The 24,891-nt window shown below is 73.8% G+C and carries 22 protein-coding genes; 13 read left to right on the forward strand and 9 right to left on the reverse strand.

What is annotated here, in order from left to right:
• Positions 1 to 44 precede the first annotated feature (44 nt).
• From OG871_RS21840 to OG871_RS21850, 3 genes are all read right to left on the reverse strand, one after another.
• Positions 45 to 908: an alpha/beta fold hydrolase gene (locus OG871_RS21840; protein ID WP_371503382.1), complete on the reverse strand. Its 864-nt coding sequence runs from the start codon at positions 906 to 908 to the stop codon at positions 45 to 47.
• Positions 909 to 958: 50 nt separating this feature from the next.
• Positions 959 to 1,897, reverse strand: a complete 939-nt coding sequence (locus OG871_RS21845; RefSeq protein ID WP_371498656.1) for a DUF4231 domain-containing protein — start codon at positions 1,895 to 1,897, stop codon at positions 959 to 961.
• A 201-nt stretch (positions 1,898 to 2,098) separates the two neighbouring features.
• Entirely contained in the window at positions 2,099 to 2,848 is a 750-nt protein-coding gene (locus tag OG871_RS21850; RefSeq protein ID WP_371498657.1) for a sugar isomerase domain-containing protein, read from the reverse strand.
• A 199-nt stretch (positions 2,849 to 3,047) separates the two neighbouring features.
• Here OG871_RS21850 and OG871_RS21855 point away from each other — a divergent pair, with 199 nt between their 5' ends.
• Positions 3,048 to 3,740 (forward strand): metal-dependent transcriptional regulator, encoded by a 693-nt coding sequence (locus OG871_RS21855; RefSeq protein ID WP_371498658.1) that lies wholly within the window; start codon positions 3,048 to 3,050, stop codon positions 3,738 to 3,740.
• A 554-nt stretch (positions 3,741 to 4,294) separates the two neighbouring features.
• Here the strand turns inward: OG871_RS21855 and OG871_RS21860 are convergent.
• Entirely contained in the window at positions 4,295 to 4,990 is a 696-nt protein-coding gene (locus tag OG871_RS21860; protein ID WP_371498659.1) for a bifunctional DNA primase/polymerase, read from the reverse strand.
• 320 nt (positions 4,991 to 5,310) lie between these two features.
• On the opposite strand from OG871_RS21860, the gene OG871_RS21865 reads away from it, so the two are divergent.
• Positions 5,311 to 6,687, forward strand: a complete 1,377-nt coding sequence (locus OG871_RS21865; protein WP_371498660.1) for a transcriptional regulator — start codon at positions 5,311 to 5,313, stop codon at positions 6,685 to 6,687.
• Between the two features lie 165 nt (positions 6,688 to 6,852).
• The gene (locus tag OG871_RS21870) at positions 6,853 to 8,007 is read left to right on the forward strand and encodes a hypothetical protein (RefSeq protein WP_371498661.1); all 1,155 of its coding nucleotides are present in this window, start codon (positions 6,853 to 6,855) and stop codon (positions 8,005 to 8,007) included.
• Positions 8,008 to 8,110: 103 nt separating this feature from the next.
• Here OG871_RS21870 and OG871_RS21875 read toward each other — a convergent pair whose 3' ends face one another.
• A complete protein-coding gene (locus OG871_RS21875; RefSeq protein ID WP_371498662.1) occupies positions 8,111 to 9,439 on the reverse strand; it encodes an ABC transporter substrate-binding protein in 1,329 nt (442 codons plus the stop codon).
• Between the two features lie 192 nt (positions 9,440 to 9,631).
• Here OG871_RS21875 and OG871_RS21880 point away from each other — a divergent pair, with 192 nt between their 5' ends.
• The 3 genes from OG871_RS21880 to lysA all read left to right on the forward strand — a co-directional run bounded on the left by OG871_RS21880 (position 9,632) and on the right by lysA (position 12,768).
• Complete coding sequence (locus OG871_RS21880) at positions 9,632 to 10,138, forward strand: hypothetical protein (RefSeq protein ID WP_371503383.1); 507 nt, start codon at positions 9,632 to 9,634, stop codon at positions 10,136 to 10,138.
• 172 nt (positions 10,139 to 10,310) lie between these two features.
• On the forward strand, positions 10,311 to 11,177 hold the full coding sequence (gene purU, locus OG871_RS21885) for a formyltetrahydrofolate deformylase (protein WP_371498663.1): 867 nt from the start codon (positions 10,311 to 10,313) through the stop codon (positions 11,175 to 11,177).
• Between the two features lie 310 nt (positions 11,178 to 11,487).
• On the forward strand, positions 11,488 to 12,768 hold the full coding sequence (lysA, locus tag OG871_RS21890; protein ID WP_371498664.1) for a diaminopimelate decarboxylase: 1,281 nt from the start codon (positions 11,488 to 11,490) through the stop codon (positions 12,766 to 12,768).
• A 3-nt stretch (positions 12,769 to 12,771) separates the two neighbouring features.
• Here the strand turns inward: lysA and OG871_RS21895 are convergent, their stop codons facing one another.
• A complete protein-coding gene (locus OG871_RS21895; protein WP_371498665.1) occupies positions 12,772 to 13,899 on the reverse strand; it encodes a zf-HC2 domain-containing protein in 1,128 nt (375 codons plus the stop codon).
• A complete protein-coding gene (locus tag OG871_RS21900; protein WP_371498666.1) occupies positions 13,896 to 14,435 on the reverse strand; it encodes a sigma-70 family RNA polymerase sigma factor in 540 nt (179 codons plus the stop codon). Before OG871_RS21900 ends, OG871_RS21895 begins: the two co-directional genes overlap by 4 nt.
• Positions 14,436 to 14,979: 544 nt before the next feature.
• Between OG871_RS21900 and OG871_RS21905 the strand changes: the two genes are divergently transcribed.
• From OG871_RS21905 to OG871_RS21930, 6 genes are all read left to right on the forward strand, one after another.
• Entirely contained in the window at positions 14,980 to 15,510 is a 531-nt protein-coding gene (locus tag OG871_RS21905; protein WP_371498667.1) for an ATP-binding protein, read from the forward strand.
• Positions 15,511 to 15,972: 462 nt separating this feature from the next.
• Entirely contained in the window at positions 15,973 to 17,250 is a 1,278-nt protein-coding gene (locus OG871_RS21910) for an MFS transporter (RefSeq protein ID WP_371498668.1), read from the forward strand.
• Between the two features lie 66 nt (positions 17,251 to 17,316).
• Entirely contained in the window at positions 17,317 to 18,621 is a 1,305-nt protein-coding gene (locus OG871_RS21915; protein ID WP_371503384.1) for an MFS transporter, read from the forward strand.
• Positions 18,622 to 18,631: 10 nt separating this feature from the next.
• Positions 18,632 to 19,159 carry an N-acetyltransferase family protein gene (locus OG871_RS21920; protein ID WP_371498669.1) on the forward strand — a complete coding sequence of 176 codons (528 nt, stop codon included), beginning with the start codon at positions 18,632 to 18,634 and terminating at the stop codon, positions 19,157 to 19,159.
• A gap of 98 nt (positions 19,160 to 19,257) precedes the next feature.
• The gene (locus tag OG871_RS21925; RefSeq protein WP_371498670.1) at positions 19,258 to 19,584 is read left to right on the forward strand and encodes a DUF4229 domain-containing protein; all 327 of its coding nucleotides are present in this window, start codon (positions 19,258 to 19,260) and stop codon (positions 19,582 to 19,584) included.
• A 6-nt stretch (positions 19,585 to 19,590) separates the two neighbouring features.
• Positions 19,591 to 20,628, forward strand: a complete 1,038-nt coding sequence (locus OG871_RS21930) for a LacI family DNA-binding transcriptional regulator (RefSeq protein ID WP_371498671.1) — start codon at positions 19,591 to 19,593, stop codon at positions 20,626 to 20,628.
• Between the two features lie 7 nt (positions 20,629 to 20,635).
• On the opposite strand, the gene OG871_RS21935 is transcribed toward OG871_RS21930, so the two are convergent.
• Positions 20,636 to 21,946, reverse strand: a complete 1,311-nt coding sequence (locus OG871_RS21935) for an MFS transporter (protein ID WP_371498672.1) — start codon at positions 21,944 to 21,946, stop codon at positions 20,636 to 20,638.
• Between the two features lie 350 nt (positions 21,947 to 22,296).
• On the opposite strand from OG871_RS21935, the gene OG871_RS21940 reads away from it, so the two are divergent.
• On the forward strand, positions 22,297 to 23,604 hold the full coding sequence (locus tag OG871_RS21940; RefSeq protein ID WP_371498673.1) for a dicarboxylate/amino acid:cation symporter: 1,308 nt from the start codon (positions 22,297 to 22,299) through the stop codon (positions 23,602 to 23,604).
• Positions 23,605 to 23,711: 107 nt separating this feature from the next.
• Here the strand turns inward: OG871_RS21940 and OG871_RS21945 are convergent, their stop codons facing one another.
• A complete protein-coding gene (locus OG871_RS21945; RefSeq protein WP_371498674.1) occupies positions 23,712 to 24,737 on the reverse strand; it encodes an ArsR family transcriptional regulator in 1,026 nt (341 codons plus the stop codon).
• Between the last annotated feature and the right edge of the window lie 154 nt (positions 24,738 to 24,891).

The following is a 24,891-nucleotide window of genomic DNA, read 5'->3' on the forward strand; positions in this document are numbered from 1 at the left end:
GCGGGTGTGAGGTCGGTGGTGCGAGCCCGCGACGTCCGGCCGGCTCAGCCGACCAGCCACTTCAGCGTCGAGGCCATCTCCTCGAACGCCCCGAAGTGCGCCGCCCCGGGCTCCAGGTAGAGCTCGGCGCCCGGGATGTTGTCGGCCAGCCAGCGCGAGTGGTCCACCGGGGAGAACTGGTCGTCCGCCCCGTGCCACAGCCGCACCGGCACCCGGATGTCCTGCACCCGGAAACCCCAGTCGGTGGTGAAGGCCAGCACATCGTCGATCCAGCCGAAGGCGCCGTAGCGGAAGGCCTGCCGGTAGGTGCTCAGCAGCATCCGGCGGATCCCCGGATCCGTCACCACCGTCCGGTCGGTGGGCGGCAGTTCGGGCACCAGATCCTTGATCAGCCGGACCGGGTCGCGCTTGATCACCCGCGATCTGAGCTGGAAGGCGTCGGCGATCCGCAGCAGCCCGCGCTCCGCCTGGTGGTACTCCCGGACGTTCGACGGCGTCATCCCGCCGTACCAGTCCAGCCCCTCGGCGTTCCGTGGCGCCAGGCTCACCAGGGCGGCCACCCGGGTCACCCGGTCCGCGAGCAGCGCGGCACAGGCCAGCGCGTGCGGGGCACCGCCCGAGCGCCCGGCCACCGCGAAGCGCTCCAGGCCGAGGTCCTCGGCGATCGTCAGCACGTCCGTCGCCGCCGCGGCCACCCGGCGGCCCGGCAACCGGTCCGACTCGCCGTAGCCCGGGCGGTCGAAGGAGATCAGCCGCACCCCCATCCGGGACAGCACACTGCTGCGCGGCGCCGGGCCCACCCTGCTGCCCGGGGTCCCGTGCAGCAGGAACACCGGGCTGCCCTGAGGGTCCCCGGAGACCTCCACCGCCAGCGCACGTCCGCCCGGTGCCTCGACCGTCCGTGCCACCACCGGCTGCCTCCAGATCACTCGCCGAACAGGTCGATTGCCCTACGGGTTCAGTTCGGCACGTCCAGGCCGCGCACCTCGCGGCGGGCCTGCCAGGTCGTGTGCTCCCGGGATATGGCGTCCTCGGCGTCCCGGGCCAGCCGGGCCCAGTAGTCCTCGGCCTGCTCGGAGTCCAGCTTCAGCTGGGTCAGCTGGGCCTCCACCTTGGCCAACTCGTCCGCGGCCAGCCCGTACGCGGCCGCCTGCGGCCGGTACTGGCGCAGCTGCGCCCAGGCCGACACCGAGGCCGCGACCGCGGAGACCGTGCCCAGCGCGTCGTAGCTGAACCACCCCAGGGCGCGCAGCACCGCCAGGGTCAGCCCGAGCAGCGGCAGCACGATCGCCAGCCGCCCGGCCCGCCGGGCCGCGTTGCGGCAGCGCTGGGCCTTGCTGCGGTACCACTCGCGCTGGGCCTGCACCCGCTCCCGCAGGTACACCTCACGGCGCACCTCCAGCGGCTGGTCGCGCAGCCGGGTCATCATGTCGGTGATCTGCGGGTGGTGGGCCGGCTCCCGCCAGGTCTGCAGGTCGTTGTCCATCCGGGACATCTCCGGGATCACCTGCGCGGTGTCGAACTCCCCGAGGATGCCCTTCAGCTGGACGTCGTACAGCCGCTCGGCGTCGGGCAGTTTCTTCGGCGGCGGCTGGTAGGCGTCGGCCTGGACGGCGTACTTCCAGCAGAGGGTCTTCACCGACTCGGCGATCGCCCGGCCGTCGTACCAGAGCCGCTGCGGATTCTGCCGGGCCGCCACCGTGGCCATCGCCAGGGTCAGCAGGTAGGCGAAGGCGGCCGTCCAGGCCCACAGGTCGCCGTCGGCGGAACCGGTGGCGGCGGCCACCACCAGCAGCACCAGCTCCCAGCGGGACAGTGCGACGGAGCGGCGCTGTCCCTGCAGCGAGGCGGAGTCCGAGGCCCAGAAGATCTCGGGCAGCAGCTCGTCCTCGCGCACCCAGCCGATCGATCGCGCCGCCCCCGCCGCCATGCTGACCCCCCGGTCGCCCCGCCGCCCATGGATACCTGGATACCGAACAGCTGGATCCTGCCCGGGGCCGGGCCCGGCTACGCCTCGCGGCCGCCGCCGGGCGCGCCCGGCGGCGGGGACGTGCCGGGAAACGTGCGTGGGCGGCCGGTCCCGGTGGGCGAACAGGTCTCAGTACGCGTACAGGATGCGGTCCGCGTTGTCCGCCATCACCTTGGCGTTCCACTCCGTGCCGCCGTCCACGTTGCCCGAGCGGAACAGCGGCGGAGTGATCCCGCGCTCGGCCAGCCGGCCGACCGCCGAGGCGACCACGGCCTGCATCAGGGCGCTGGTGACGATGGTGGAGACGGATCCGAACGGCACTCCCGCCGCCGGGTGGGAGAGTTCGCCGTCGCCGACCGCGATCTTGCTGTCCAGCACCACGTCGCAGTTGTCCTTGAGGAAGGTCCCCGAGGGGTGGTTGGAGGAGACCTCCGCCGGATAGGCCAGCGAGGTGACCCCCACCACCCGCAGACCCCGGTCCCGGGCGTGCCGGGCCAGCTCGACCGGCATCACCTGGCGGCCGGAGAGCGAGATCAGGAAGAGCAGGTCGCCGCTGCGCGCGGGGGTCAGGTCCAGGGTGGCGGTGGCCAGTCCGGAGACCCGCTCCAGGGCGCTGCCCAGGGGCGCGGGCATCACGTTCACGCCGGTCATCCCGGGCACGTTCAGCAGGTTGATCACCACCAGGCCGCCGGCCCGGTAGACCACGTCCTGTGCGGCCAGCGAGGAGTGTCCGGCGCCGAAGGTGAAGATTCGGCGACCGTCCGCCACCGCCTCGGCCAACAGCTCCGCGGCGGCCTCGATGTTCCCGGCCTCCTCGGTTCGGACCCGCCGGAGGTGGGCCACGGCGGCGTCGAAGTACTGCCCGACCAGGTCGGTCATCGGAACTCCATCAGGGCGCGGGGCGGTCCGGTGGTCCAGACCGCGTATGGAGAAAGATCTGGCGAGCACCGTGCTGCCTGGGGCGCTCCCCTGTCAACAGCCACCAAATCCGCAGGGCATAGCCGTCCGGCGGCACTGGTTGTCACTCCGGTACGTCAGAATTGGCGGTGAGGACACCGAGGAACGGGAGCCAGGGGCGATGTCTGGTCTGATCGACACCACTGAGATGTACCTCCGCACCATTCTGGAGCTGGAGGAAGAAGGCATCACCCCGATGCGCGCCCGGATCGCCGAGCGGCTGGAGCAGAGCGGCCCCACGGTCAGCCAGACCGTCGGGCGGATGGAGCGCGACGGCCTGCTGCAGGTCGCGGGCGACCGCCATCTGGAGCTGACGTCCGAGGGCCGCAGACTCGCCGTCCGGGTCATGCGCAAGCACCGGATCGCCGAGTGTCTGCTGGTCGACGTGATCGGCCTGGAGTGGGAGCAGGTGCACGAGGAGGCCTGCCGCTGGGAGCACGTGATGAGCGAGACGGTCGAGCGCAAGGTGCTCGCCATGCTCGGCCACCCCACCCAGTCCCCGTACGGCAACCCGATCCCGGGCCTGGACGAGCTGGGCGACGCCAAGGCGGAGGGCGAGGGCTTCGACGCCGCGCTGACCACCCTGGAGGCGCTGACGGTCGGCGAGCAGGCCACCACGGTGGTGGTCCGCCGGATCGGCGAGCCGATCCAGACCGACGGCGAGCTCATGCTGACGCTGCGCCGGGCCGGGGTGCGCCCCGGGGCGGTCGTCCAGGTGACGGCCGGGCTCGGCGGGGTACTGGTCGGCAGCGGCGACAACGCGGTGGAGCTGCCGAAGGAGATCGCCGGGCACGTGTTCGTGGCCGAGAGCTGACCGCTGCCGGCGGCCGCCCGCGGCCTCACCGGTCCTTCGGCTCGGCCGGCCCCGCGCCGGACAGGCCGGCAGGCCCGGCGCATCCCCATGCGCCGGACCTGCCGCTCCCACCCTGTCCCTCCCTGCCGCCGCGGTCCCCGACCACCCCGAGCTCGGTGGGCACCGCGACCCTCCCCGACACCGGTGCCACGTTCGGCTTCCCCGTCCGAACGCCCCTCCGGCACCCCCCCGGCCTGCGCCCCCTGGTCCTGCTCCCTTCCGGTCCTGATTCCCTCCCGGTCCTGCGTCCCTCGGCTGTGTGCTCCCTTCCGGATCGATCGCCCCTCTCGCAGCAATTCCTCCCACTCGGCAGATCACCGCAATCCTTGAGCGCTGTCACTCGTACGAGGGGCTTCTTCGGACGATCACCGGGTACACCGGTCTCTTATCCCGACATGCGTCTGACGGACCCCGCCTCCGGTGGGAGACAAGGCCCGTCAGATGCGCGCGGGGTGTCGCGCGGAGCACGCCCTCACCCGATGGGGCGCAGGGCGGCCGTCCGGGGCGGCGGGCGGTCAGCGCACCGCCGCGGGCTGGTGCCGCGCGGAGCGGGCGGCGGCGGGGGCCTCCCGGCCGCAGGCGTAGGCCAGCGGGTTGATCAGTTCGGCGGCGTCCGGCAGCCAGCGGTTGAGCGCGGACGGCGGCCGGGCCCACTGGGCGAAGCTGTACGGTCCGACCCGGGACGGCGGTGCGACGATCCAGTCGCCCTCGCCGCGGGCGGACAGGTCGAGCCGCCCCGAACCCCAGCCGAGCGTGCGCAGCATCTCCGGGAGCTTGGCCTGCACCCCGGGCAGCACCAGGAAGTGCAGTCGCCGCCCGACCTGCCCCGCCGAGGCCGGCACGGCCACCACCGGGCCGAGCTGGAGACCCATCCGCTCCATCCGGGCCAGCGCCAGGCAGCCGGCCACCTCCGGGACGTCCAGGACGTCGAAGGAGCGCCCGGTGGGCAGCAGGATCGACGCGTTCGGGTTCTCGGTCCACCAGCGGCGCACCACACCGGGGCCGGCGCTGGCCCGGCGGCGCCAGTCCTCCCCGACCGGGTGGGCACCGGGCAGCTCGCACCGTTCGCCGCACGAGCAGTGGGCCGGGCCGTCGCCGTCGATCAGCCATGTGCCCGGGACGACCTCCCAGTGGCGGTCCTCCGCGTAACTGACGGCTTCGATGAGGAGCGGGGGCAGGCCCTGCTCAGGGGCTCCTGGGGTGTCTTCCACGTGCTGCTCAACTACCGTCGGTGAGTGGGGTTACGGGCGCGCGGAGGCTGGGTCAGCGCGGAGCCGGAGATGTCACCCGTATCGGTGAGGTGGACGATTTCAGGCCGCCTCGGCCGGTACTCGTAACGGGCGCAGGAGGGGCGCACTGGGGCATTCAGCAGGGCGCAAGGGGAGTGGACCCGTCACCGTGGGTATTGCGCTGGTGTCGCCGTACCCCGGCAGGGGCCCATGCCGCTGCCGGTCGGCGCATCGGCAAGCTAGCACCAGAGTCGTACGCCCGTCGGTCCACGGCCGGGGTGGCGTAGGGGAGGCGAAGCCCAATGGCCGCGAGAGCACTCGTCGCACGAGAGCCCAACGAGCGTCTGCAGCAGCTCATCCAGGAAGCGGGCTGCTCCAACGCGGGCCTCGCCCGCCGGGTGAACCTGTGCGGCGCCGAGCACGGACTTGATCTGAGGTACGACAAGACCTCGGTCGCCCGGTGGCTGCGCGGTCAGCAGCCGCGCGGCCAGGCACCGGCGGTGATCGCCGAGGCGCTCGGCCGCAAACTCGGCCGCGGCGTCACGGTCGAGGAGATCGGGATGGCCGACGGAAAGAACCTCAGCTCCGCCGTGGGCCTGCAGTTCGCCGCCAACCTGCCGGCCGCGCTGGAGCAGGTGTGCGAGCTGTGGCGCAGCGACGTCGGCCGCCGGGACTTCCTGGCCGGGGCCGCGGTGGCGGCCTCCGCCCTGGTCGAGCCCAGCCGGGACTGGCTGATCACCCCGCCCGACCCGGTGGTGGCCCGCACCGGCGGCACCCGGGTCGGCCTGGCCGACGTGGCGGCGATCAGGGCCACCACGCAGATGCTGGTGGACCTGGACCACCGGTTCGGCAGCGGGCACGTGCGCCCCGTGGTGGTGCACTACCTCAACAGCGTGGTCTCCGGGTTCCTCGGCGGCGCCTACCGCGAGGAGACCGGGCGCCAGCTCTTCGGGGCCGTCGCGCGGCTCACCGAGCTGGCCGGGTACATGGCCGTGGACACCGCCCAGCCCGGCCTGGCGCAGCGGTACTACATCCAGGCGCTCCGGCTCGCCCAGGCCGCCGACGACCGCGGATACGGCGGCTATGTGCTGGCCGCCTCGATGAGTCACCTCGCGGCCACTCTCGGCAACCCGCGGGAGATCGCCCAACTCGCCCGCGCCGCGCAGGAGGGCGCCCGCTCGGTGGCCACCCCCACCGCGATGGCGATGTTCTACGCCGCCGAGGCGCGCGGGCACGCCCTGCTCGGCGACACCGCGGCCTGCGAGGCGGTGGCGGCCAAGGCCCTGGCCGCCATGGAGCGTCGCAACCCCGAGGACGACCCGGACTGGATCGCCCACTTCGACGAGGCCTACCTCGCCGACGAGTTGGCGCACTGTCACCGGGACCTCCAGCAGGGCGAGAAGGCGGAGCACTACGCCCGCACGGCGCTCGAACTGCACCCCGCGCACCGGGTCCGCCGGCGCGCCGTCGACCTGGTGCTGCTGGCCACCGCCCAGCTCCAGCAGCGCGATCTGGAGCGCGCCTGCCAGACCGGGGCGGAGGCGGTCCGGCTGCTGAGCGGGCTGCGGTCGAACCGGGGGGTGGAGTACCTGGACGACTTCCGCAGCCGGCTGGAGCCGTACCGGGCGCACCGGGCGGTCCGCGAGTTCCACGCCAGGACGGAGGGAGAGGCGGCCTGACCTGCCCTGCGGGCCGTGGGCAGGGGTGAGAACGCCTGCCCACGTAGTCATCATCGGCAGTGAACCGGTAGCGTGGCTCAGCAGTTGTGGTCCGCCGTCAGCGAGTGCGCGGAGGAACCGAGAGGCCCGGGCCGACCCAGGGCCGTGCACAGGTGAGGAACCCGCGTGAGCCAGCGCCGCTCGTACTCCAACTCGAACGACTTCAACATGGACGACCTGTTCCGGCCGGAGCCGGCCGGACCGCAGGGCGATCCGCAGGCCGGCCAGCCCCCGCAGCAGGGCCAGCAGCAGGCCGCGCCGCCCCAGCAGCAGGCCCCGGGGGGCGGCCCCGAGTACTGGGGCGCCCCGCAGCAGCCCGGGCCCGCAGCGGCCCCGCAGGCCGATCCGGCGCCCGAGACGCAGTTCCTGCCGCCGTACCCGCGCAGCGAGCCCAGCATCGGCAACGGGCTGCCGCAGCAGCAGATGGGCGGTCAGCCGGGCTACCCGGCGTCGCCGCAGTCCTACCCCGCGCCCGCGGCGCAGCCCCAGCAGCCGCCGGCGTACGGTGCCCAGAGCGGCTACGGCGGCCAGCCCGGCTACGGCGGGCAGCAGACCTTCGGCGGGCACGACCAGGGCGCCCAGACCTTCGGCGGGCAGCAGTTCGGCGTCCCGCAGCAGCCGGGGTACCCGGCGGCCGACCCCGGTCGCGGCCCGGGCCGGCGGCCCTCGCAGAAGCTGATCATCGGTGGTGTGGTGGCGGGCTGTGTGGCCGCCGGCATCCTGGTCGCCGTGCTGATGAGCGGTGGGGACGAGGAGAAGGGCACCCAGCCGCCGGTCGCCAAGCCGTCCGGCAGCGCACCCGCCACCGCCGGCGCGGGCGGGGTGAGCCCGGAGACGCAGGCCCAGGCCAAGGCGATGTCCGAGCTGCTCGGGAAGGCCAGCTCCAGCCGCCAGGCGGTGATCGGCGCGGTCTCGTCGGTGCAGAAGTGCGACAAGCTGCCGGACGCCCAGGCCGCGCTGACCGCGGCGGCCACCCAGCGCGACCAGCTGGTCGCCGAGCTGGGCGGCCTCAAGGTGGACAAGCTGACCGGTGGCCCGCAGCTGGTCGAGCAGCTGCAGAAGGCCTGGGTGGCCTCGTCCACGGCGGACAAGGAGTACGCGGCCTGGGCCGCCGACTCGATCGCCGCCTGCGACCCGGCCAAGCAGGCCGAGAACCAGCACGCCAAGAGCGGCAACACGGCCAGCGGCACGGCGACCACCGCCAAGACCCAGGCCTCCGAGCTGTGGAACGCCATCGCGGCCCAGACCGGCCTGCCGAACAAGGAGAAGAGCGAGCTCTGACCGACCGGTCGTCCGAAGGGGCGGTGCGGCCGTCCCGGCCCGCACCGCCCCTTCGGTCTCTCTCCCCCGGCCGCCCCCGCTCTCACGCCGGGGGCCTGCCCTTTCACGCCGGGGGCTTGCCTCCCGCCAGCACCCAGCGGACGTCGACGAAGCCGGTCCGCTGCTCGACCAGCCGGCCGCCCTGGACCTGCTGGAAGGTCACCGAGGTGTTCACCAGCCGCGGCGAGTCGGCGCTCGGGAGCATGTTGGTCAGGCCCCAGCTGAGCGGCGGGGTGGCGCCGCCGGTCTCGATCGGCTCGCCGCTGTCGAGCACGGCCCGCAGCGTCCGGGAGCTCAGCGGCTTGCCGTGGTCGGCTCGCCCGGCGGCCTGCCGGAAGACCTCGTAGGCGACCCAGGTGGTCTGCACCCCGGGGTCGGCGACGTCGATCATCGCGTCCCCGGTGCCGTAGCTGCGGGCGGTGTAGCGCAGTGCGTCCCACACCTTCGAGGACTCGGCCGGGTACCAGCCGGTCGCGAAGGCGCCGCGCAGCGGGCCGGCGTCGCCGCCGGTGGAGTCGACCACCGACTGCTGGAAACTGCCGATCACCGAGGCCAGCTGGGTGTGCTTGGGAGCCAGGCGCCGGTACGGGTCGAGCAGGTTGGAGGTCGGCTCGGAGCCGAGTGCGCTGATCACGCAGTTGCCGGCCCGGTCGTCGCCGATGGCCCGGCGGGCGTAGTCGCTGTAGTTGTTGGACTTCTCCGGCGCGGGCACGTCGGTCAGCTTGACGCCGGCCGGCTTCAGAGCGCCGTTCAGGTAGTTGACCAGGGTGTCGCCGGCCCGGGTGTCCGGGCGGATCAGTGCCACGGTCTTGCAGCCGGCCTCGACCAGCTGCCGTCCGCTGCCGGCGATCAGGGCGGGACTGCCGCCGGCCACCGGGTACGACAGCGGGCTGCTGAACTCGGGCGAGGAGATCCCGTAGCCGCCCAGGTAGGGGATGCCGGCCCGCTCCAGTGCGGGCATGAAGTCGGTGCCGTACTGGCTGTACGAGCCGATCACCGCGGCCACGTGGGCGTCGATCGCCTGCTGGGCGCAGGCCGCGACGCCGTCGGCGGTGTTCTGCTCGTTGCAGGTGAGCACCCGCAGCCTGCGGCCGTCCAGGCCGCCCTTGGCGTTGATCTCGCGGCCGATCGCCTCGGCGAGCGCGGTCATGCCCGGCCGGTCGGTGGAACCGGTGCCGGACGGCGCCCAGGTCATCACGGTCAGCTCGGAGCGGCCCGCCGCGGCGGCGTCGGCCGGGCCTCCGCAGGCCGAGACGGTGAGCAGGACGGGGAGCAGTGCGGCGGCCGCGGCCAGTGCGCCGGCTGTCCGGCGGCGTCCGGGACAGTCCGTGGCGGTGGCCGGGGGCCGGTCGTCGGTAGGTCGTGGGCGGTCGGCTGATCCGGTCCGCGTCATGATGCTGTGCCCTCCCGGGGTGCTGCCGCCGAGCGCTGCGCGCCCGTCCGGCCCGGACCAGCCTTGACCTGTGCGGGCACGGGGGGAGGACCGGAAAACGAACGGCAGGTCAACGGGAACGGAACAGCGGGGGGTGACGCGTGTAGATCACGAAAGAGGGGGAACGTACGATCGATTCTTATGTCCGACAGCATGGATTCTCGGTATCGGTCCGCCCGACCCTCTTCTCGAACGGGGCACCGGTCGAGCACGATGGGCGGCATGCCCCTGAACGACCTGCCCTGGTGGCGCTGGCGAGCCCGGCTGCGGTCGGCGCTGCACATGCTGTCCGACCCCGCCTTCCAACAGGACGCCTGGCTGGCCGGCCGCCCGGGCTACGGTGACGTGACCGACGCGGTCTACCGGCTCGTCGAGGACACCTGGCTGGACCGCTGGCCGGCCGAGAAGTACCTCGGCACGATCCTGCGCGACCCCACCGAGGCCGGCCTGGTGGACGCCGCGGTGCTGCGGGTGCTGCGGATCCTGCACGAGGTCGGCGCGGACGCGCCCGCCGCCGCGTACCTCGGCCACCCCGGCTGGCCGGACGCGGTCGCCGCGGCCCGCGAGGCGCACGCGTACCTGGCGGCCGGTGACGGCGAGGACCCGGACGTCCCGCCGCGCAGCCTGGAGGTGCTGCGCATCCTCACCAGGGCCGCCTAGGGGTGCTCGGGCAGGCCCTGGGCGGTGCCCGGAGCCGGGCCCGGCCGGGTCTCGCGGTGCGGGCGGTGGCGGCCGGTGGTGGGCGATCTGTGACAGGCTTGACCATTCGCCGGCCAGCCGCGCCCGAACCGACCGAAGCCTCGCCTTCCGTAGACCCAGGGGAATCGCAACCGTGGAAGAGCAGTCCGCCCCCGCCCAGTACGTCCTCACGCTGTCCTGCCCGGACAAGCAGGGGATCGTCCACGCGGTGTCCAGCTACCTCTTCATGACCGGCTGCAACATCATCGACAGCCAGCAGTTCGGTGACGGCGACAGCGGGCTCTTCTTCATGCGGGTGCACTTCTCCGCCGAGCAGCCGGTGACCGCGGACAAGCTGCGGGCGAGCTTCGCGGCGATCGGCGCCTCGTTCCGGATGGACTGGCAGATCCACGACAGCACCGAGCGGATGCGGGTGGTGCTGATGGTGTCCAAGTTCGGCCACTGCCTGAACGACCTGCTGTTCCGGACCCGGATCGGCGCGCTGCCGGTGGAGATCGCCGCGGTGGTGTCCAACCACACCGACTTCCGCGAGCTCACCGAGTCGTACGGCATCCCGTTCCACCACCTGCCGGTCACCAAGGACACCAAGGCCGAGGCCGAGCAGCGGCTGCTCGACCTGGTCGCCGACCAGCACGTCGACCTGGTGGTGCTGGCCCGCTACATGCAGGTGCTCTCCGACCGGCTGTGCAAGGAGCTCTCCGGCCGGGTGATCAACATTCACCACTCCTTCCTGCCGAGCTTCAAGGGCGCCAAGCCGTACCACCAGGCGCACGCCCGGGGCGTGAAACTGATCGGCGCGACCGCGCACTACGTCACGGCCGACCTGGACGAGGGCCCGATCATCGAGCAGGAGGTGGCCCGGGTGACCCACGACGTGACGCCGGACCAGCTGGTGGCGCTCGGCCGTGACGTCGAGTGCCAGGCACTGGCCCGCGCGGTCAAGTGGCACAGCGAGCACCGGGTGCTGCTCAACGGTGCCCGTACCGTGGTCTTCGGCTGATCCGGAGGATTTGTTTTCTCCGCGGTGTGCGGGGCGCGGTTCGTGCGGTGGCCGACCGGTATTCCGGAAGTACTCCGCCGGAATGCCGGGCCCGCCGCAGAATCCCCTTCCGGATACCCTCCGGGGCGTCAACTCCGGTTTCTTTCCCGGCCGTCCGCGGCGGTAACGTGGCCGCCGCCGAACGGGGGAAACCGGTGGCTCCGCAGCGCGCGGCCGGTCCTTGTCCGTCGAGCCGGAATTCAGCAGCCCGTCGAATTCGATACCGGCGGTGCGCTCGGTCCAGCTGACGAATCCGCGCGAAGGACTGACCATGACGACTTCCCCCGCCCCCGGCGCCGAGGAATTCCCCGGCGTCGTCGACGGCCCCCGGATCGCCCAAGTCGCCGAGGAGTTCGGCACTCCCGTCTGGCTCTACGAGGCCGACGTGATCCGGGCACAGGCCGAACGGCTGCGGCGGTTCGACGTGATCCGCTTCGCCCAGAAGGCCTGCTCCAACATCCACATCCTGCGGCTGATGCGGGAGCAGGGCGTGCTGGTGGACTCGGTCTCGATCGGCGAGGTCGAGCGGGCGCTGGCGGCCGGCTACCGGCCGGGTGACCCGGACGACCCGATCGTCTTCACCGCCGACCTGCTGGACCGCCCGACCCTGCGCCGCGTGGTGGAGCTGGGCATCCCGGTCAACGTCGGTTCGCCGCAGATGCTGGAGCAGCTCGGCCGGGTGGCCCCGGGCCACCCGGTGTGGATCCGGATCAACCCCGGGTTCGGCCACGGCCACAGCCGCAAGACCAACACCGGCGGCGAACAGAGCAAGCACGGCATCTGGCACGAGCACCTGGCGGAGAGCCTCGACCTGGTCGACCGGTACCGGCTGGACCTGGTCGGCTTCCACATGCACATCGGCTCCGGGGTGGACTACGGCCACCTGGAGGCGGTCTGCGAGACCATGGTCAAGCAGGTCCGGCTGGCCAGCCGGGACATCCGGGCGATCTCCGCCGGCGGCGGCCTGTCCGTCCCGTACGCGCCCGGGCAGCCCGAGGTGGACACCGACCGCTACTTCGGGCTCTGGGACTCGGCCCGGGCGGAGATCGCCGCCGAACTCGGCCACCCGGTGCGCCTGGAGATCGAGCCGGGCCGCTTCCTGGTGGCCGGCGCGGGCCTGCTCGCGACCGAGGTACGGGCGCAGAAGCCGGTCGGCAGCAACCACTTCGTCCTGGTCGACGCGGGCTTCAACGACCTGATGCGGCCCGCCATGTACGGCAGCAGCCACCGGGCCTCGGTGCTGGCGCCGGGCGGCGAGGTCCGCCGGGACACGCTGCGGGACACCGTGCTGGCCGGGCCGCTGTGCGAGTCGGGCGACGTGTTCACCCAGGCCGCCGGCGGGGAGGTGGAGCCGGTGCCGCTGCCGCGCGCCGAGATCGGCGACCTGGTGGTGTTCCACGACACCGGGGCGTACGGGGCCAGCATGTCCTCGCTGTACAACTCCCGGCCGCTGCTGCCGGAGGTGCTGGTGGACGGTGGGCGGACCAGGCTGATCCGCCGCCGGCAGTCGGTCGCGGACCTGCTGGCACTGGAGACCGGCCTGCCGGAGTAGGGCTCAGGGGCGGGAGAGCAGCGGGACGGCGTGCAGCACCTGCCGGATCGCCGCGCGGTCGCCCTGCCGCCCGACCGGGAGGCGGTCCGGATCCCGGTGGGCGGCGGCGAGGTAGCAGAACTCCAGGCCGTCCAGCACCATTTCGGCCGTCGGCGGGGTGCCGTCGTCGGCTCCGTCGAGCGGGATCCGCCACTCGCCGGCGGCCGGGCCGTCGATCACCAGCCGGAGCAGCCGGCCGGCGCCGGGGGAGGTCCCGGGCAGGGCGGTCAGCAGCCGCGGCAGCATCCGGGCGGCCAGGTCGACGAGTTGCCGCAGGTGCTGCGGGGCGGGCGGGGGGTACGGGTAGTGCACCGCCCGGGCGAGGTCGTCGCCGTGGATCCAGCACTCGAAGGCGCGGTCCAGGAAGGCGTCGGCGAGCGGCGGCACGGCGAAGCCGTAGTCGACCGGTGTGCCGCCGTCGGCACCGAGTCCCGCGGCCCGGAGCAGGGCGTGGCTCTGCCGCCGCCACAGGGTCTGCACCGCGGCGGGCGGGTTGCCGCGCTGGTCCTCGATCAGCCGGCGGGTACGGGCCAGGACGTCGTCGGGACGGCCCGCTACCGGGAGGTGTACCGGCGCGCCCTGGGCGGGGACCCGCGGCGCCGGGTCCGTGCCGGGGACCGGGTCCGGCAGGTCGAGCGCGGGGGAGAGGTAGCCGTCGACGGCCGCGAGGTGGCAGAGCACCTGGGCCGGCCGCCAGCGTTGCGTCCCGCCGTGCCAGGGCAGTTCGGCGACCTCCTGCCACTCGCCGGGCCCGAGGTCGCGGAGCAGGGCGTCCAGTTTGGCGGTCTCGGCGGCGTACGGCGCGGCCCACGGCGGCACCGGGAGCTCGGCCGGCCGCTTCGCCAGGCACCAGTCGAGCACCTGCCGGCGCAGTCCGTCGGCCGGGTCGAGCGAGTCGTCGGGGGACAGCCAGTGCGCGGCCTCGCGCAGCCGGCCGGCCTCGGCCGCGCAGTCGGGGCAGCGCTCCAGATGGCGGCTCAGCTCGGCGGCCTCCCGCCGCGGGCAGGCGTCCAGGGCCCAGGCGCCCAGCAGCGAGCGGAGTTCCTCGTGCGCCGGCCCGTCGGGCACCCGGCCCGGCTCCGTCCCGGTCATCGGGCCGGCCCCGGGCAGCCGTCGAGGTCCGCGCCGGCCTGCTCGGCGAGCGCGGAGGAGATCAGCTGGAGGCCGAGCCGCATCCGGTGCTTGGCGGCCTGCTCGGTGATGCCGAGCCGGCGGGCCGTCTCCGGGTAGCCGAGCCCGTCGTACCAGCCGACCGCGATGGTCTCGCGCAGCGGCTCCGGCAGGGCGGCGACCATGTACTGGACCCGGGCGGCGGTGGCCCGGGCCTCGACCTCCGGGCCGTCGCCGCGCTGGGAGCGGAGGCGTTCGACCGCCCGGCGCTGGGTCAGGGTGCCGAGCCAGGCGCGCAGCGAGCCGCGGGCCGGATCGAAGGCGTCCGGGTGCTGCCAGAGCCGGGCGAAGACCTCGCGGGTGAGCTGCTCGGCGGCGTCCTGGTCGTCCAGGATCCGCCCGGCCAGGCCGTGCACCAGCGGGGCGAAGCGGTCGTAGAGCTCGCCGAGCGCGGACTCCTCGCCGCGCAGCAGCCGCCACTGGATCTGCTCGTCCCAGCTCGGGGTGCGGTCGGACATGGCCCTCGCCCCCTCCGTGTCCCCGGGCGGCCCTACTCAACGGTAGCCCTTCCGCGGGGAGCCGGGGTGGATTCGTACGAAGAAGGAGAATGCCGGGTTTCCGACACTTCTGCGGCCGGACCCTCCGCACAGGGGGGGTGTTCGATGCGAACCGGACATATGTGGGAAGGGTGGTTCGCTCGTGGCAGACGGGACGCCGGAGCCCCGTGGCGGTACCTTCGTTCTGCTCGTGCGGAGGGTGCGGGAGGGCGTGGGAAGGCGTGGCCCGGGCGGACGATCGCCGGTGCGACGCTCGCCAGGGTGAGCGGGACAGTATGCACCGAGCTGTCCCCCGATCGCTGGAATATGCCTGAAGCGCTTGCTCCGGCGGACCTGCGGAATCATCCTGAGGCGTATTCGTGCCGAAGCCATGGGAAGCCCGGCAGGCATTCCCGAGGTGCGCGGCCGGCCGAACCGACGTGACCAAGACCCCGGCCCGCCCGGTCCGGGCAGCAGGGAGAGCGGCCGACTACCGGGCCGGATACCGAGTGCGGGTGGTGGAGCGGTGCAGGTACTTCAGGTTCAGCTGGCGGTCCAGGCGGACCCGTCCGAGGTCGGCCGGGCCCGGCGGTGGGTACGGGCCCGGCTGAAGGGCCACGGACTGGACCCGGACGCGCAGGTCGCCGAGACGCTGGTGCTGGTGGTGTCGGAGCTGGTCACCAACGCGGTGGTGCACACCGGCTGCCCGGCCGTGCTGCGGCTGTCCATGCCGGTTCCGGGCGGTCCCCGCGCGGTCGGCGGAGGGCTCGGCGGGGGTCTCGGCGGAGGCTTCGACGGAGCGGTCGTCGACGGGGTGGGCCGGGGTGTCCCCGTCCGGGTCGAGGTGGCCGACGCCAGCCTGGTCGCCCCGGCTCCGCGGCATGCGGGCGGCGAGGCCACCAACGGGCGGGGGCTGGAGCTGGTCGAGCTGCTGTGCGACCGGTGGGGCTGGTATCCGGACGGCTCGGGCAAGCGGGTCTGGTGCGAGATCGACCCGGACGCCCGGGACCACGCCGACTGTCCCGGCGACCCGGCCGCCGCCGCTCTCGCGCTCTGACGTCCCGTCCGTGCCTCGCCCACCGGGTGCAGCTGACGGCACGCCGGTCCCGCCCGCCCCGGGGGGCGCGTTCGGCGCGCTCCCGGCCGACACCGTGCGCCACCGAGTGTCAAATGCGCCGCAACCATTCCGAATTTCGGACAACCCATTGACGTGACGTATCCGACTGATCACTCTTGGGTGCAGCTCTCCGTTGCGAGGGGACGTCGAGGCGACTCCCGGCCGGTGCGGGCACAGGGGGACAGCCGTTGCCTGCCGCCCGGGGCTGCCACCTCGACGAGTGCGGAGCGCCGGCGCGCGGCTTCAGGGCTCGGGCGCCAGGTCGGATGGCGGTCTGCCGCGCCGCGCTCGGGGCGCGCACGGCGGACTGCCGTCCGGGCCGGCGCGGGCGCGCGCGGAACGCCGCCGCATCGTGACCTCAACCACTGGAATTCAGCAGTGGTCTACACCAAAACTTCTCCTGTGACCGCACCCGAACTGCAGGACGCCCCCGCCGCCGCCACCCCCGCCCCCGTCCCCGCCGGACCCGGACCCGCCATCTGGTCCACCGGATTCCGGCTCTACTTCACCGCCCGCAGCGCCAGCCTGCTCTCCGACGCCATGCTCCCGGTCGCGGTCTCGGCCGGGCTGCTCGCGGCCGGTCGGCCGATCGGCACGGTCGGCTACGCGATGGCCTTCCTGCTGGCCCCGTTCGTCAGCCTGGTCCTGGTCGGCGGCGTCCTGGCGGACCGGTTCACCGCGCGCCGGCTCATGATCGCCGCGGACCTGCTCAACCTGACCACCCGGGTCCTGCTCGCCCTGCTGTTCTTCCGCGGCGTCGACCAGCTGTGGCAGCTCTACGCACTCCTCTCGCTGGCCGGCACCGCCGCCGCGATGTTCCAGCCCGGCGCGGCCTCCACCGTCCCGCTGGTCGCCCGGGACGTCCAGGGCGCCAACGGCGTGCTGCGGATCTCCGAGGCGGTCACCGCCCTGGTCGGCCCCGCCCTCGCGGGCGTCCTGGCCGGCGCCGCCGCCACCGGCTGGGTGATGGTGATCGCCGCCGTCGCCTACGGGGTCAGCGCGCTGTGCCTGCTCGCGCTGCGGCTCGGCCGGGTGCCCGCCCCGCCCGAGGGCGACAGCCTCTGGCGCAACCTGGTCGTCGGCTGGCACGAGTTCAGGTCCCGCAGCTGGATGTGGGGCGTCATCGTGATCTGGCTGTTCTTCAGCGTCCTGTCGGTCGGCCCGCTGCTGCCGCTGGCCGCCGGCGTGGTGGTGCCGCAGCACGGCCCGACCGTCTACGGCCTGCTCAACTGCGCCTTCGGTGCGGGCACCGTACTCGGCGGCGTGGCGGCGATCCGGATCAAGCCCGCCCGCCCGCTGGCCGGCGGGGCCCTGACCCTGACCGCCTTCCCCGCCTACCAGTTCGCGCTGGCGCTGGACCTCCCGGTGCCACTGCTGGTCATGGCCCAGCTGCTCTCCGGGGCGGGCCTGACGTTCTGGGCCGTCATGTGGGCGACCAGCGTGCAGACCCAGGTGCCCGGCGAGGTGCTGAACCGGATCCACGCGTACGAGGTCGCCGGCTCGGTCTGCATGGTCCCGCTCGGCGCCGCCCTGGTCGGCCCGGCGGTCGAGGTCTTCGGCGAACGCGAGTTGCTGGCCGCCGGAGGCACAATCACCCTGCTGGTGGTCGCCGCCCTGCTGCTCTCCCCGCCGATCCGGGGTCTGCGCCGGGTGACCGCCCCTCCGGTGGCCCGATCCTGACGAAACGTGGCAGTCAGACCTCTCGTCCCTACCGCCCGGCGACCGGACACTCGGTCCGTGACCGACCTGAGCACCCCACCGCAGACCGCCCCCGTCCCCGCCCCCGCGAGATCCCCCCGGCTCCACTACGCCTGGGTGGTCGCCGGCGTCGCACTGATCGTGCTGATCGGCTCGGCCGGCTTCCGCTCCACCCCGGGCCTGATGATGGACGCGCTGAACAGCGAGTTCGGCTGGTCGCACGCCACCGTCTCCAGCGCCGTCTCGGTCAACCTGACCCTGTACGGGCTGACCGCCCCGTTCGCCGCCGCCCTGATGGACCGCTTCGGCGTCCGGCTGGTGACGGTCTGCGCGCTGCTGCTGATCGCGACCGGTTCCGGGCTGACGGTCCTGATGACCGAGCCCTGGCAGCTGGTGCTCTGCTGGGGCGTCCTGGTGGGCCTGGGCAGCGGCTCGATGGCGGGCGCCTTCGCGACCACCATCACCGGCCGCTGGTTCCACGCCCACCAGGGCCTGGTCACCGGGGTGCTCACCGCCGCAGGCGCGGCGGGCAACCTGGTCTTCATGCCGGTGCTGGCCGCACTGGTCACCGAGTACGGCTGGCGGACCGCCGTGGTGGTCGTCTCGCTGGCGGCCACCGCCGTCGCCGTCCCGGTCCTGCTGCTGATGCGCGAGCGTCCCGCCGACCTCGGCCTGCTGCCGCTCGGCGCGACCGGACAGCCGGCCCCGCCCGCGGTGACCGGCAGCGCCCTGGCCAGGTCGCTGCGGGTGCTCCGGGACGCCGCCCGCACCCGGGCGTTCTGGCTGCTGGCCGGCTCCTTCGCGATCTGCGGCGCCACCACCGCCGGCCTGGTCGGCACCCACTTCATCCCGGCCGCGCACGACCACGGCATGCCCGTCACCACCGGCGCGAGCCTGCTCGCCCTGGTCGGCATCTTCGACGTGGTCGGCACCGTGGCCAGCGGCTGGTTCACCGACCGCTTCGACTCCCGGGCGCTGCTGGTCACCTACTACGCGCTGCGCGGAGTCTCGCTGCTGTTCCTGCCGCAGCTGTTCGCCGACTCGCTACGGCCGCCGATCCTGGCCTTCGTGATCTTCTACGGCCTGGACTGGGTGGCCACCGTCCCGCCGACCATCGCGCTCTGCCGCCGCCACTTCGGCGCGGACGCTCCGGTCGTCTTCGGCTGGGTGCTGGCCGCCCACCAGATCGGGGCGGCCGCCGTCGCCTCGCTGGCCGGCCTGGCCCGCGACCGGTTCGGCGACTACGACCTGGCCTGGTACGCGGCGGGCGGGCTGTGCGCGGTCGCGGTCCTGCTCTGCCTGGGCCTCGCCCGGCGCCCCGCCGGCACACCCGTCGCCGACCCGGCCGGTTAGTCTCCGGGACATGACCCTGCGCTTCACGCTCGACCCGGACCTCACCCCCGACCTGCGCGCCGCCGTCACCGCCCTGTGGGTGGACGCCACCAACGCCGGCGGCGCGGTCGGCTTCGTGCCGCCGGTGGGCCCGGCGCAGGTCGAGCCGGTCGCCGAGCGCGCGTTCGAGGGCACCGGGCCCGGGCAGCCGGACCGGCTGCTGGTCGCGTACGAGGAGGAGAGCGGCCGGCCGGCCGGGCTGCTGTTCTTCACCTCCATGCGCTTCGACCTGATGGAGCACTGGCGGCTGCTCACCCGGGTCATGGTCCACCCTGCCCTGCAGGGGCGCGGGTACGGCGCGGCCCTGCTGGCCGAGGCCGAGCGGATCGCCCGCGACTGGGGCCTGGCCGGGCTGAAGCTGACCGTGCGCGGGGGGCTGGGCCTGGAGGACTTCTACAGCCGCTGCGGGTACAAGGAGGTCGGCCGGGTGCCGGGGGCGATCCGGGTCGCCGACGGGGACGACCGGGACGAGGTCACGATGTGGCTGGGGCTGCACTGAGCCTGTCTGCGGCCACGGCCGTTCGGCATGCTTCACTGGGAACCGCGCCCTGTGGGCCAGCTCCGCTCGCCGTACCCCTGCAGTTAGGACCTCCTCCCGTGAGCAGCAAGACGCACGCCACGCTCCGCTACACCTCCCTGCGGGTCAGTATCTTCCTGGGCTGCCTGCTGATCGCCCTGCTGCTGGGCCACTTCGGCGTGATCCCGGTGACCGGCAACTCCGGCGTGGTGTTCCTGGTGCTGCTCGCCGGCGTGGTGTCCGCGCCGATCAGCTACGTGCTGCTGAGCAAGCAGCGGGACGCGATGTCCGCGCAGATCACCGAGAAGGTCGAGACGATCCGCGCCCGCACCGCCGCGCAGAACGCGCAGGAGGACGCGGCCGACGACGCCGCCCGTGCCGCAGCCGCCCCGGCCGTGCAGAACTGACCCCTGGTGCCACCGTCCGAGGCCGGACCGGCCGCCGCCCCGACCCCGCCGAAGCGGCCGACCGGCCGTGACGTGGCCCGGCTCGCGGGTGTCTCCCAGGCGACCGTCTCGCTGGTCTTCTCCGGCTCCGACGCCGGGCACCGCGTCTCCGAGGCGACCCGTGAGCGGATCCGGGAGGCGGCCCGCAGCCTCGGCTACCGCCCGCAGGCGGCCGGCCGGCAGCTGCGGCTGGGCCGCAGCGGGATGATCCTGCTCGCGGTGCCCAACCTGCTCGGCCCGTTCTTCGGCCGGGTCCTGACCGGGGTCCACGAGGAGGCCGGCAAGCACGGGCTGGCCGTCGTGGTCAGCAGCGGCTGGGGGAGCGCCACCCTCGCCGACGCCGCCGCCACCAGCCGCTTCGACGGCCTGCTGGTCTGCTCCCCGGACGACAGCCAGCTCGGCGACCTCCCGCCGGACACCCCCGCGGTCTTCCTGGACGCGGACCCGGCGGTCAACCGCGGCCGGCCGACCGTCGAGCTCGACGTGGCCGGCGGCATGCGGGAGGCGGTCGAACACCTCGCCGCGCTCGGCCACCGGCGGATCGGCCACCTGCGCTCGACCCACTCCGCGTACACCTTCCGGGTCCGGCAGGCCGCCTTCGAGCACGCCACCCGGGACTTCGAGGTGGTGGAGCTGGGCGTCAGCCTGAACGAGGGCCGGCAGGCCGCCTTCGAGGCCGCGCACCGGCTGCTCGGCGGCCCGGACCGGCCGCGGGCCGTGGTCTGCGACGACGACGTGGTCGCCTCCGGGCTCTACCAGGCCGCCGCCGAACTCGGCCTGCGGATCCCCGCGGACGTCTCGGTGGTGGGGATCGACAACATTCCGGTGGCCGAGCTGCTGGCCCCGCCGCTGACCACCGTCGACCTCCCCGGCGAGGAGCTCGGCCGGGCCGGGGTCACCGCGCTCGCCGCCCTGCTGCGCGGCGAGCCGGCGCCCGAGGTGGCGCCGCTCGCCACCACCCTGGTGCTCCGCAGCTCGACCGACCCGGCCGGCGAACCGTCCTGACGGCCGGTCAGGCGACCGGTGCGTGCTCCGGCGTCCGCTCCGGCATCCGCTCCGACATCCGCTCGGGCATCCCGTCCGGCGAGGTGGCGGCGGGAGCCGTGGGAGCCGTGGGCCGCAGCCGGCGGCGGCAGCCGAACAGCAGCAGCCCGCCCAGCGCGATCCCGCCCACCGCGCAGAGTGCGACACCCGGCAGCGAGTCGGTCGCCAGCAGGCCGGAGACGGCGTAGCCGGCCGCGTTCCCGGTCGCGAACAGGGTGACCAGCCAGGCGAAGGCCTCGGTCACCGTGCCGGTCGGGGCCAGCTCGGCGACCAGGACGAAGGCGGCGGCCAGCAGCGGGGCCAGGGAGATCCCGGAGAGCAGCGCCAGGCCGGCCATCGCGAGCGGGCCGGGGAGCAGCAGCAACGGCAGGTAGCTGACGGCCATCCCGAGCGCGATCGTCCAGGTCCGGGTCGCGGTGCTGATCCGCCACGGCAGCGCGCCGTAGACCAGCGCGCCGACCAGCCCGCCGAGCGCGGCCAGCGCCAGCAGGCTGCCCGCGCCGCCCGGCAGCCTGCCGGGGTGGCTCTCCGCGTAGGCGATGAACAGGACGTTCTGCGAGCCGACCGTCCAGCCGGCCCCGGCCAGTCCGACCAGCAGCAGCACCAGGCCGGGTGAGCGCAGCGGGCCGAGCAGCCCGGCGGAAGCCTCCCGGGGCGGTGCCTGCCAGGCCCGGGCCGGGGCGGTGGTGGCGACCACCAGCGCGCCGAGCAGGCCGAGCGCGGCGGCCGTCCACAGGGCTGTGGACGGTCCGAAGGCGGCGGCCAGCCCGGCCACGGCCAGCGGCCCGGCCACGTACAGCACCTGCTGGGAGGCGGAGTCGAAGGCGTAGGCGGTGTCCAGCTGCTCCTCCTCGACCACGGCCGGCCACAGTGAGCGCAGGCAGGGTTCGAGCGGCGGCATCGCCAGTCCGGCGAGGGCGGCGCCGGTGAGGGCGGCGGACGGTGAGCCGGGGGTGAGCGCGAGCAGGGCGTAGCCGAGCCCGGCGACGACGGCGGAGACGATCAGCACCCGGGGCTGTCCGGTGCGGTCGACGATCCGTCCGAGCACCGGCCCGCCGACGGCGGCGGCGATCGCGTACGCGGCGGTGGCCAGGCCGATCCTGCTGTAGGGGGCGCCGGCCTCGCGCAGGGCCAGGGCGATCACCAGGGCGGTCATGCCGGCGGGCAGTCGGCCGAGCAGGGTGCCCAGCAGCAGTCGGGTGACGTGCGGGGCGCGGAGCAGGGCGAGGTAGCCCATGGTGTTCGGTCTCCTGGGCAGGCGGCGGCAGCGGGGGGTCACCAGCTAAGTTATACGTATAACCGACCGGGGTCAATCTGTCCGGTTCTGGATGGTTCGTTGACGCAACTCAAACCTGTACTTTGAACATCTCAAAGGTTTATTGCTAATCTTCCGGCCATGACCACCGCAGGCGCCGCACTTCAGCACGGGACGAGCACTCCGCTCATGCCGTGCTGCCCGCGCCTGTCCGGTGCTGTGGACGGCCCGCGCCGCTGTCGCTCCCGGCGCTGTACCAAGGCGGCACGCCCCTCCTGAAGGCCCCGGACCCCCCGTCCGCCGCCTCCCGCCGTGCCGCCGCGTCGCGCCCCACCCCCCTGCCTGCCCTCCCGCCTCCCCGGAGCCGCATCCCCATGTCCACAGCACCCTCGTTCCTGGCGAAGGTCCGAAAGACCCCGTTCTGGGTCCAGATCGTCGGCGGCCTCGTCCTCGGCGGCCTGCTCGGCTGGCTCGCCCGGTCCCAGGACATCTCCTGGCTCACCACCACGCTCGAGACCATCGGCAAGACCTTCGTCCAGCTGCTCAAACTGGCCGTGCCGCCCCTGGTCTTCACCGCGATCGTGGTGAGCGTCGCCAACCTGCGCAACGTCACCAACGCCGCCCGGCTCGCCGTGCGCACCCTGCTCTGGTTCCTGATCACCTCGCTGATCGCGGTCGCCATCGGTCTCACCCTCGGCCTGCTCACCGACCCGGGCAAGGGTGCCGGCCTGTCCACCGAAGGCGTCAAGGGCGTCGAGGACGCCGGCACCTGGGTCGACTTCCTGACCGGCATCGTCCCGACCAACATCGCCACCGCGTTCGTCGAGGTGAACGTCCTCCAGATCGTCTTCCTCGCCGTCGTCACCGGCGCGGCCATCCTGAAGATCGGCGAGAAGGCCGCCCCCGTCCTCAAGCTCAGCGAGTCGGTCCTCGACCTCGTGCAGACCGCCCTGTGGTGGGTCATCCGGCTGGCGCCGCTCGGCACCCTCGGCCTGATCGGCAAGTCCGTCGCCAAGTACGGCTGGGACCTGCTCAAGCCGTTCGCGACGCTGACCGTCGACGTGTACGTCGGCTGCGCCCTGGTGCTCTTCGTGGTCTACTCGCTGCTGCTCAGGTTCGTCGGCGGCCTCAACCCGCTGAACTTCTTCAAGGGCGCCTGGCCCGCGATCCAGCTCGCCTTCGTCTCCCGCTCCTCCGTCGGCACCCTGCCGGTCACCCGCCGGGTCACCGAGCGCCTCGGAGTGCCCACCGAGTACGCCTCCTTCGCGGTCCCGTTCGGCGCGACCACCAAGATGGACGGCTGCGCCGCGATCTACCCGTCGCTGGCCGCGATCTTCGTCGCCCAGGTCTACGGCATCGACCTCGGCATCGGCGACTACCTGCTGATCGCCTTCGTCTCGGTGGTCGGCTCCGCCGCCACGGCCGGCCTCACCGGCGCGATCGTGATGCTCACCCTCACCCTCTCCACCCTGGGCCTGCCCCTGGAAGGCGTCGGCCTGCTGCTGGCCATCGACCCGATCCTCGACATGGTTCGAACGGCCACGAACGTTGCCGGACAGTCGGTCGTGCCGATCCTGGTCGCGGCCCGCGAGAAGACCCTCGACCTGACGGCGTACAACAACCCGACCGGTGACCTGCTCGACGAGCCCGTGGCCCCCGTCGGGGTCGTCGTCGCGGCCTGACACACCGACGGTTTCGAGCCCTTCCCCGTCAACCCGGGGGAGGGCTCGGTTCGTCCGGCCGGTAGCGGCCGTCGAGCGGTGCGCCCCGCCGCTGCGGGCCCTGTGGTTCAGCGTGGTTTCGGGGCCCGGCGGAGGGCTTCGGCGGCGGTGCCGGCCGGGTGTTCGGGGAGCAGTGACCGCCCGAGCGGGGTGAGGGTGTGCAGTACCGAACTGCCCGAGCGCCGGGTGAGGACCAGGCCTGCGGCGCGCAGGACCGCCGCGTGCTGGCTGGCGGTCGCGGCGGCGGTGCCGGTGGCCCGGGCGAGTTCGCCGGTCGAGCAGCCGCCGGTGTCGGCGAGGGCCTCCAGTACGGCGGCGCGGGTGCGGCCGAGCAGGACGCCGAGGGCGTCGAGGTCCGGGGCGGTGTCGGGCAGCAGCGGCTCCTCGGGCCGGGCGGGGTAGAGCAGTTCGGGGAGCCCGCCGGGGCCGGAGGTGATACCGAAGACCGGCCCGCCGGCGGAGAGCAGCACCGGTTGGAGCAGCAGGCCCTGTCCGGTCAGCCGGACGTCGCTCGTCCAGGACGGGCCGAGATCCACCTCCAGCACCGGGGCCCGCCAGCGGATCCGCGGGTGCAGGGTGGTCAGCAGCCGCTCCACGCCGCCGTCCGTCAGGGCGCGGCCGCGCAGGGCCCGGTCGGCGTCGACCTGGGCGCGGATCCGGTGCCAGTACGGGTCGACCGCCTGCGTCCGGTAGTCGGAGACGGCGGTGCCGAGCAACTGCAGTGCGTCGGTGCTCCTTCGGGCCAGGGCCCGGGTGAACGGGGTCGGCGCCCGGCGGACGGCCAGCCGGTCCAGGTGGCGGTCGATCAGCGACTGGTCCACGTCGGCGGTGTCGGTCGGGCTGGACCCGATGGTGCCGCCGCCCGGCAGGTGCAGGAACTCGGGCAGACCGGCCCCGGGGGCCAGCAGCTCCAGCAGGACCCGACCGTGCGGGCCGAGCTGTCCGCGCAGGCCGCGCCGCCAGGGCGCCAGCCGGTCTGTCGGCAGGGCGCCGCCGAGTAACTGGAGACTGATCGTCAGCTCCGCGGCGGCGTCCGCGCCCGGGGCCAGCCTGGTCCGGGCCAGATCGTCCGCGGTGAAGTGGATTCGCAGCATCGGCCCCCGCCCTCGCGCCTCGACGTGCCATCCTCACACTCCACCCCGGGCCTTGGCGAGGGCCGGCGGCCGGGCGTGGGCCGCAGCGGCGGCACGATGGCCGGAATCCGCCCCCGCCGACCTGCGCGGTCGCACCGGCGCCGCCGGCCGCGGG

This window comes from Kitasatospora sp. NBC_00374 (assembly GCF_041434935.1).
Classification (GTDB): domain Bacteria; phylum Actinomycetota; class Actinomycetes; order Streptomycetales; family Streptomycetaceae; genus Kitasatospora.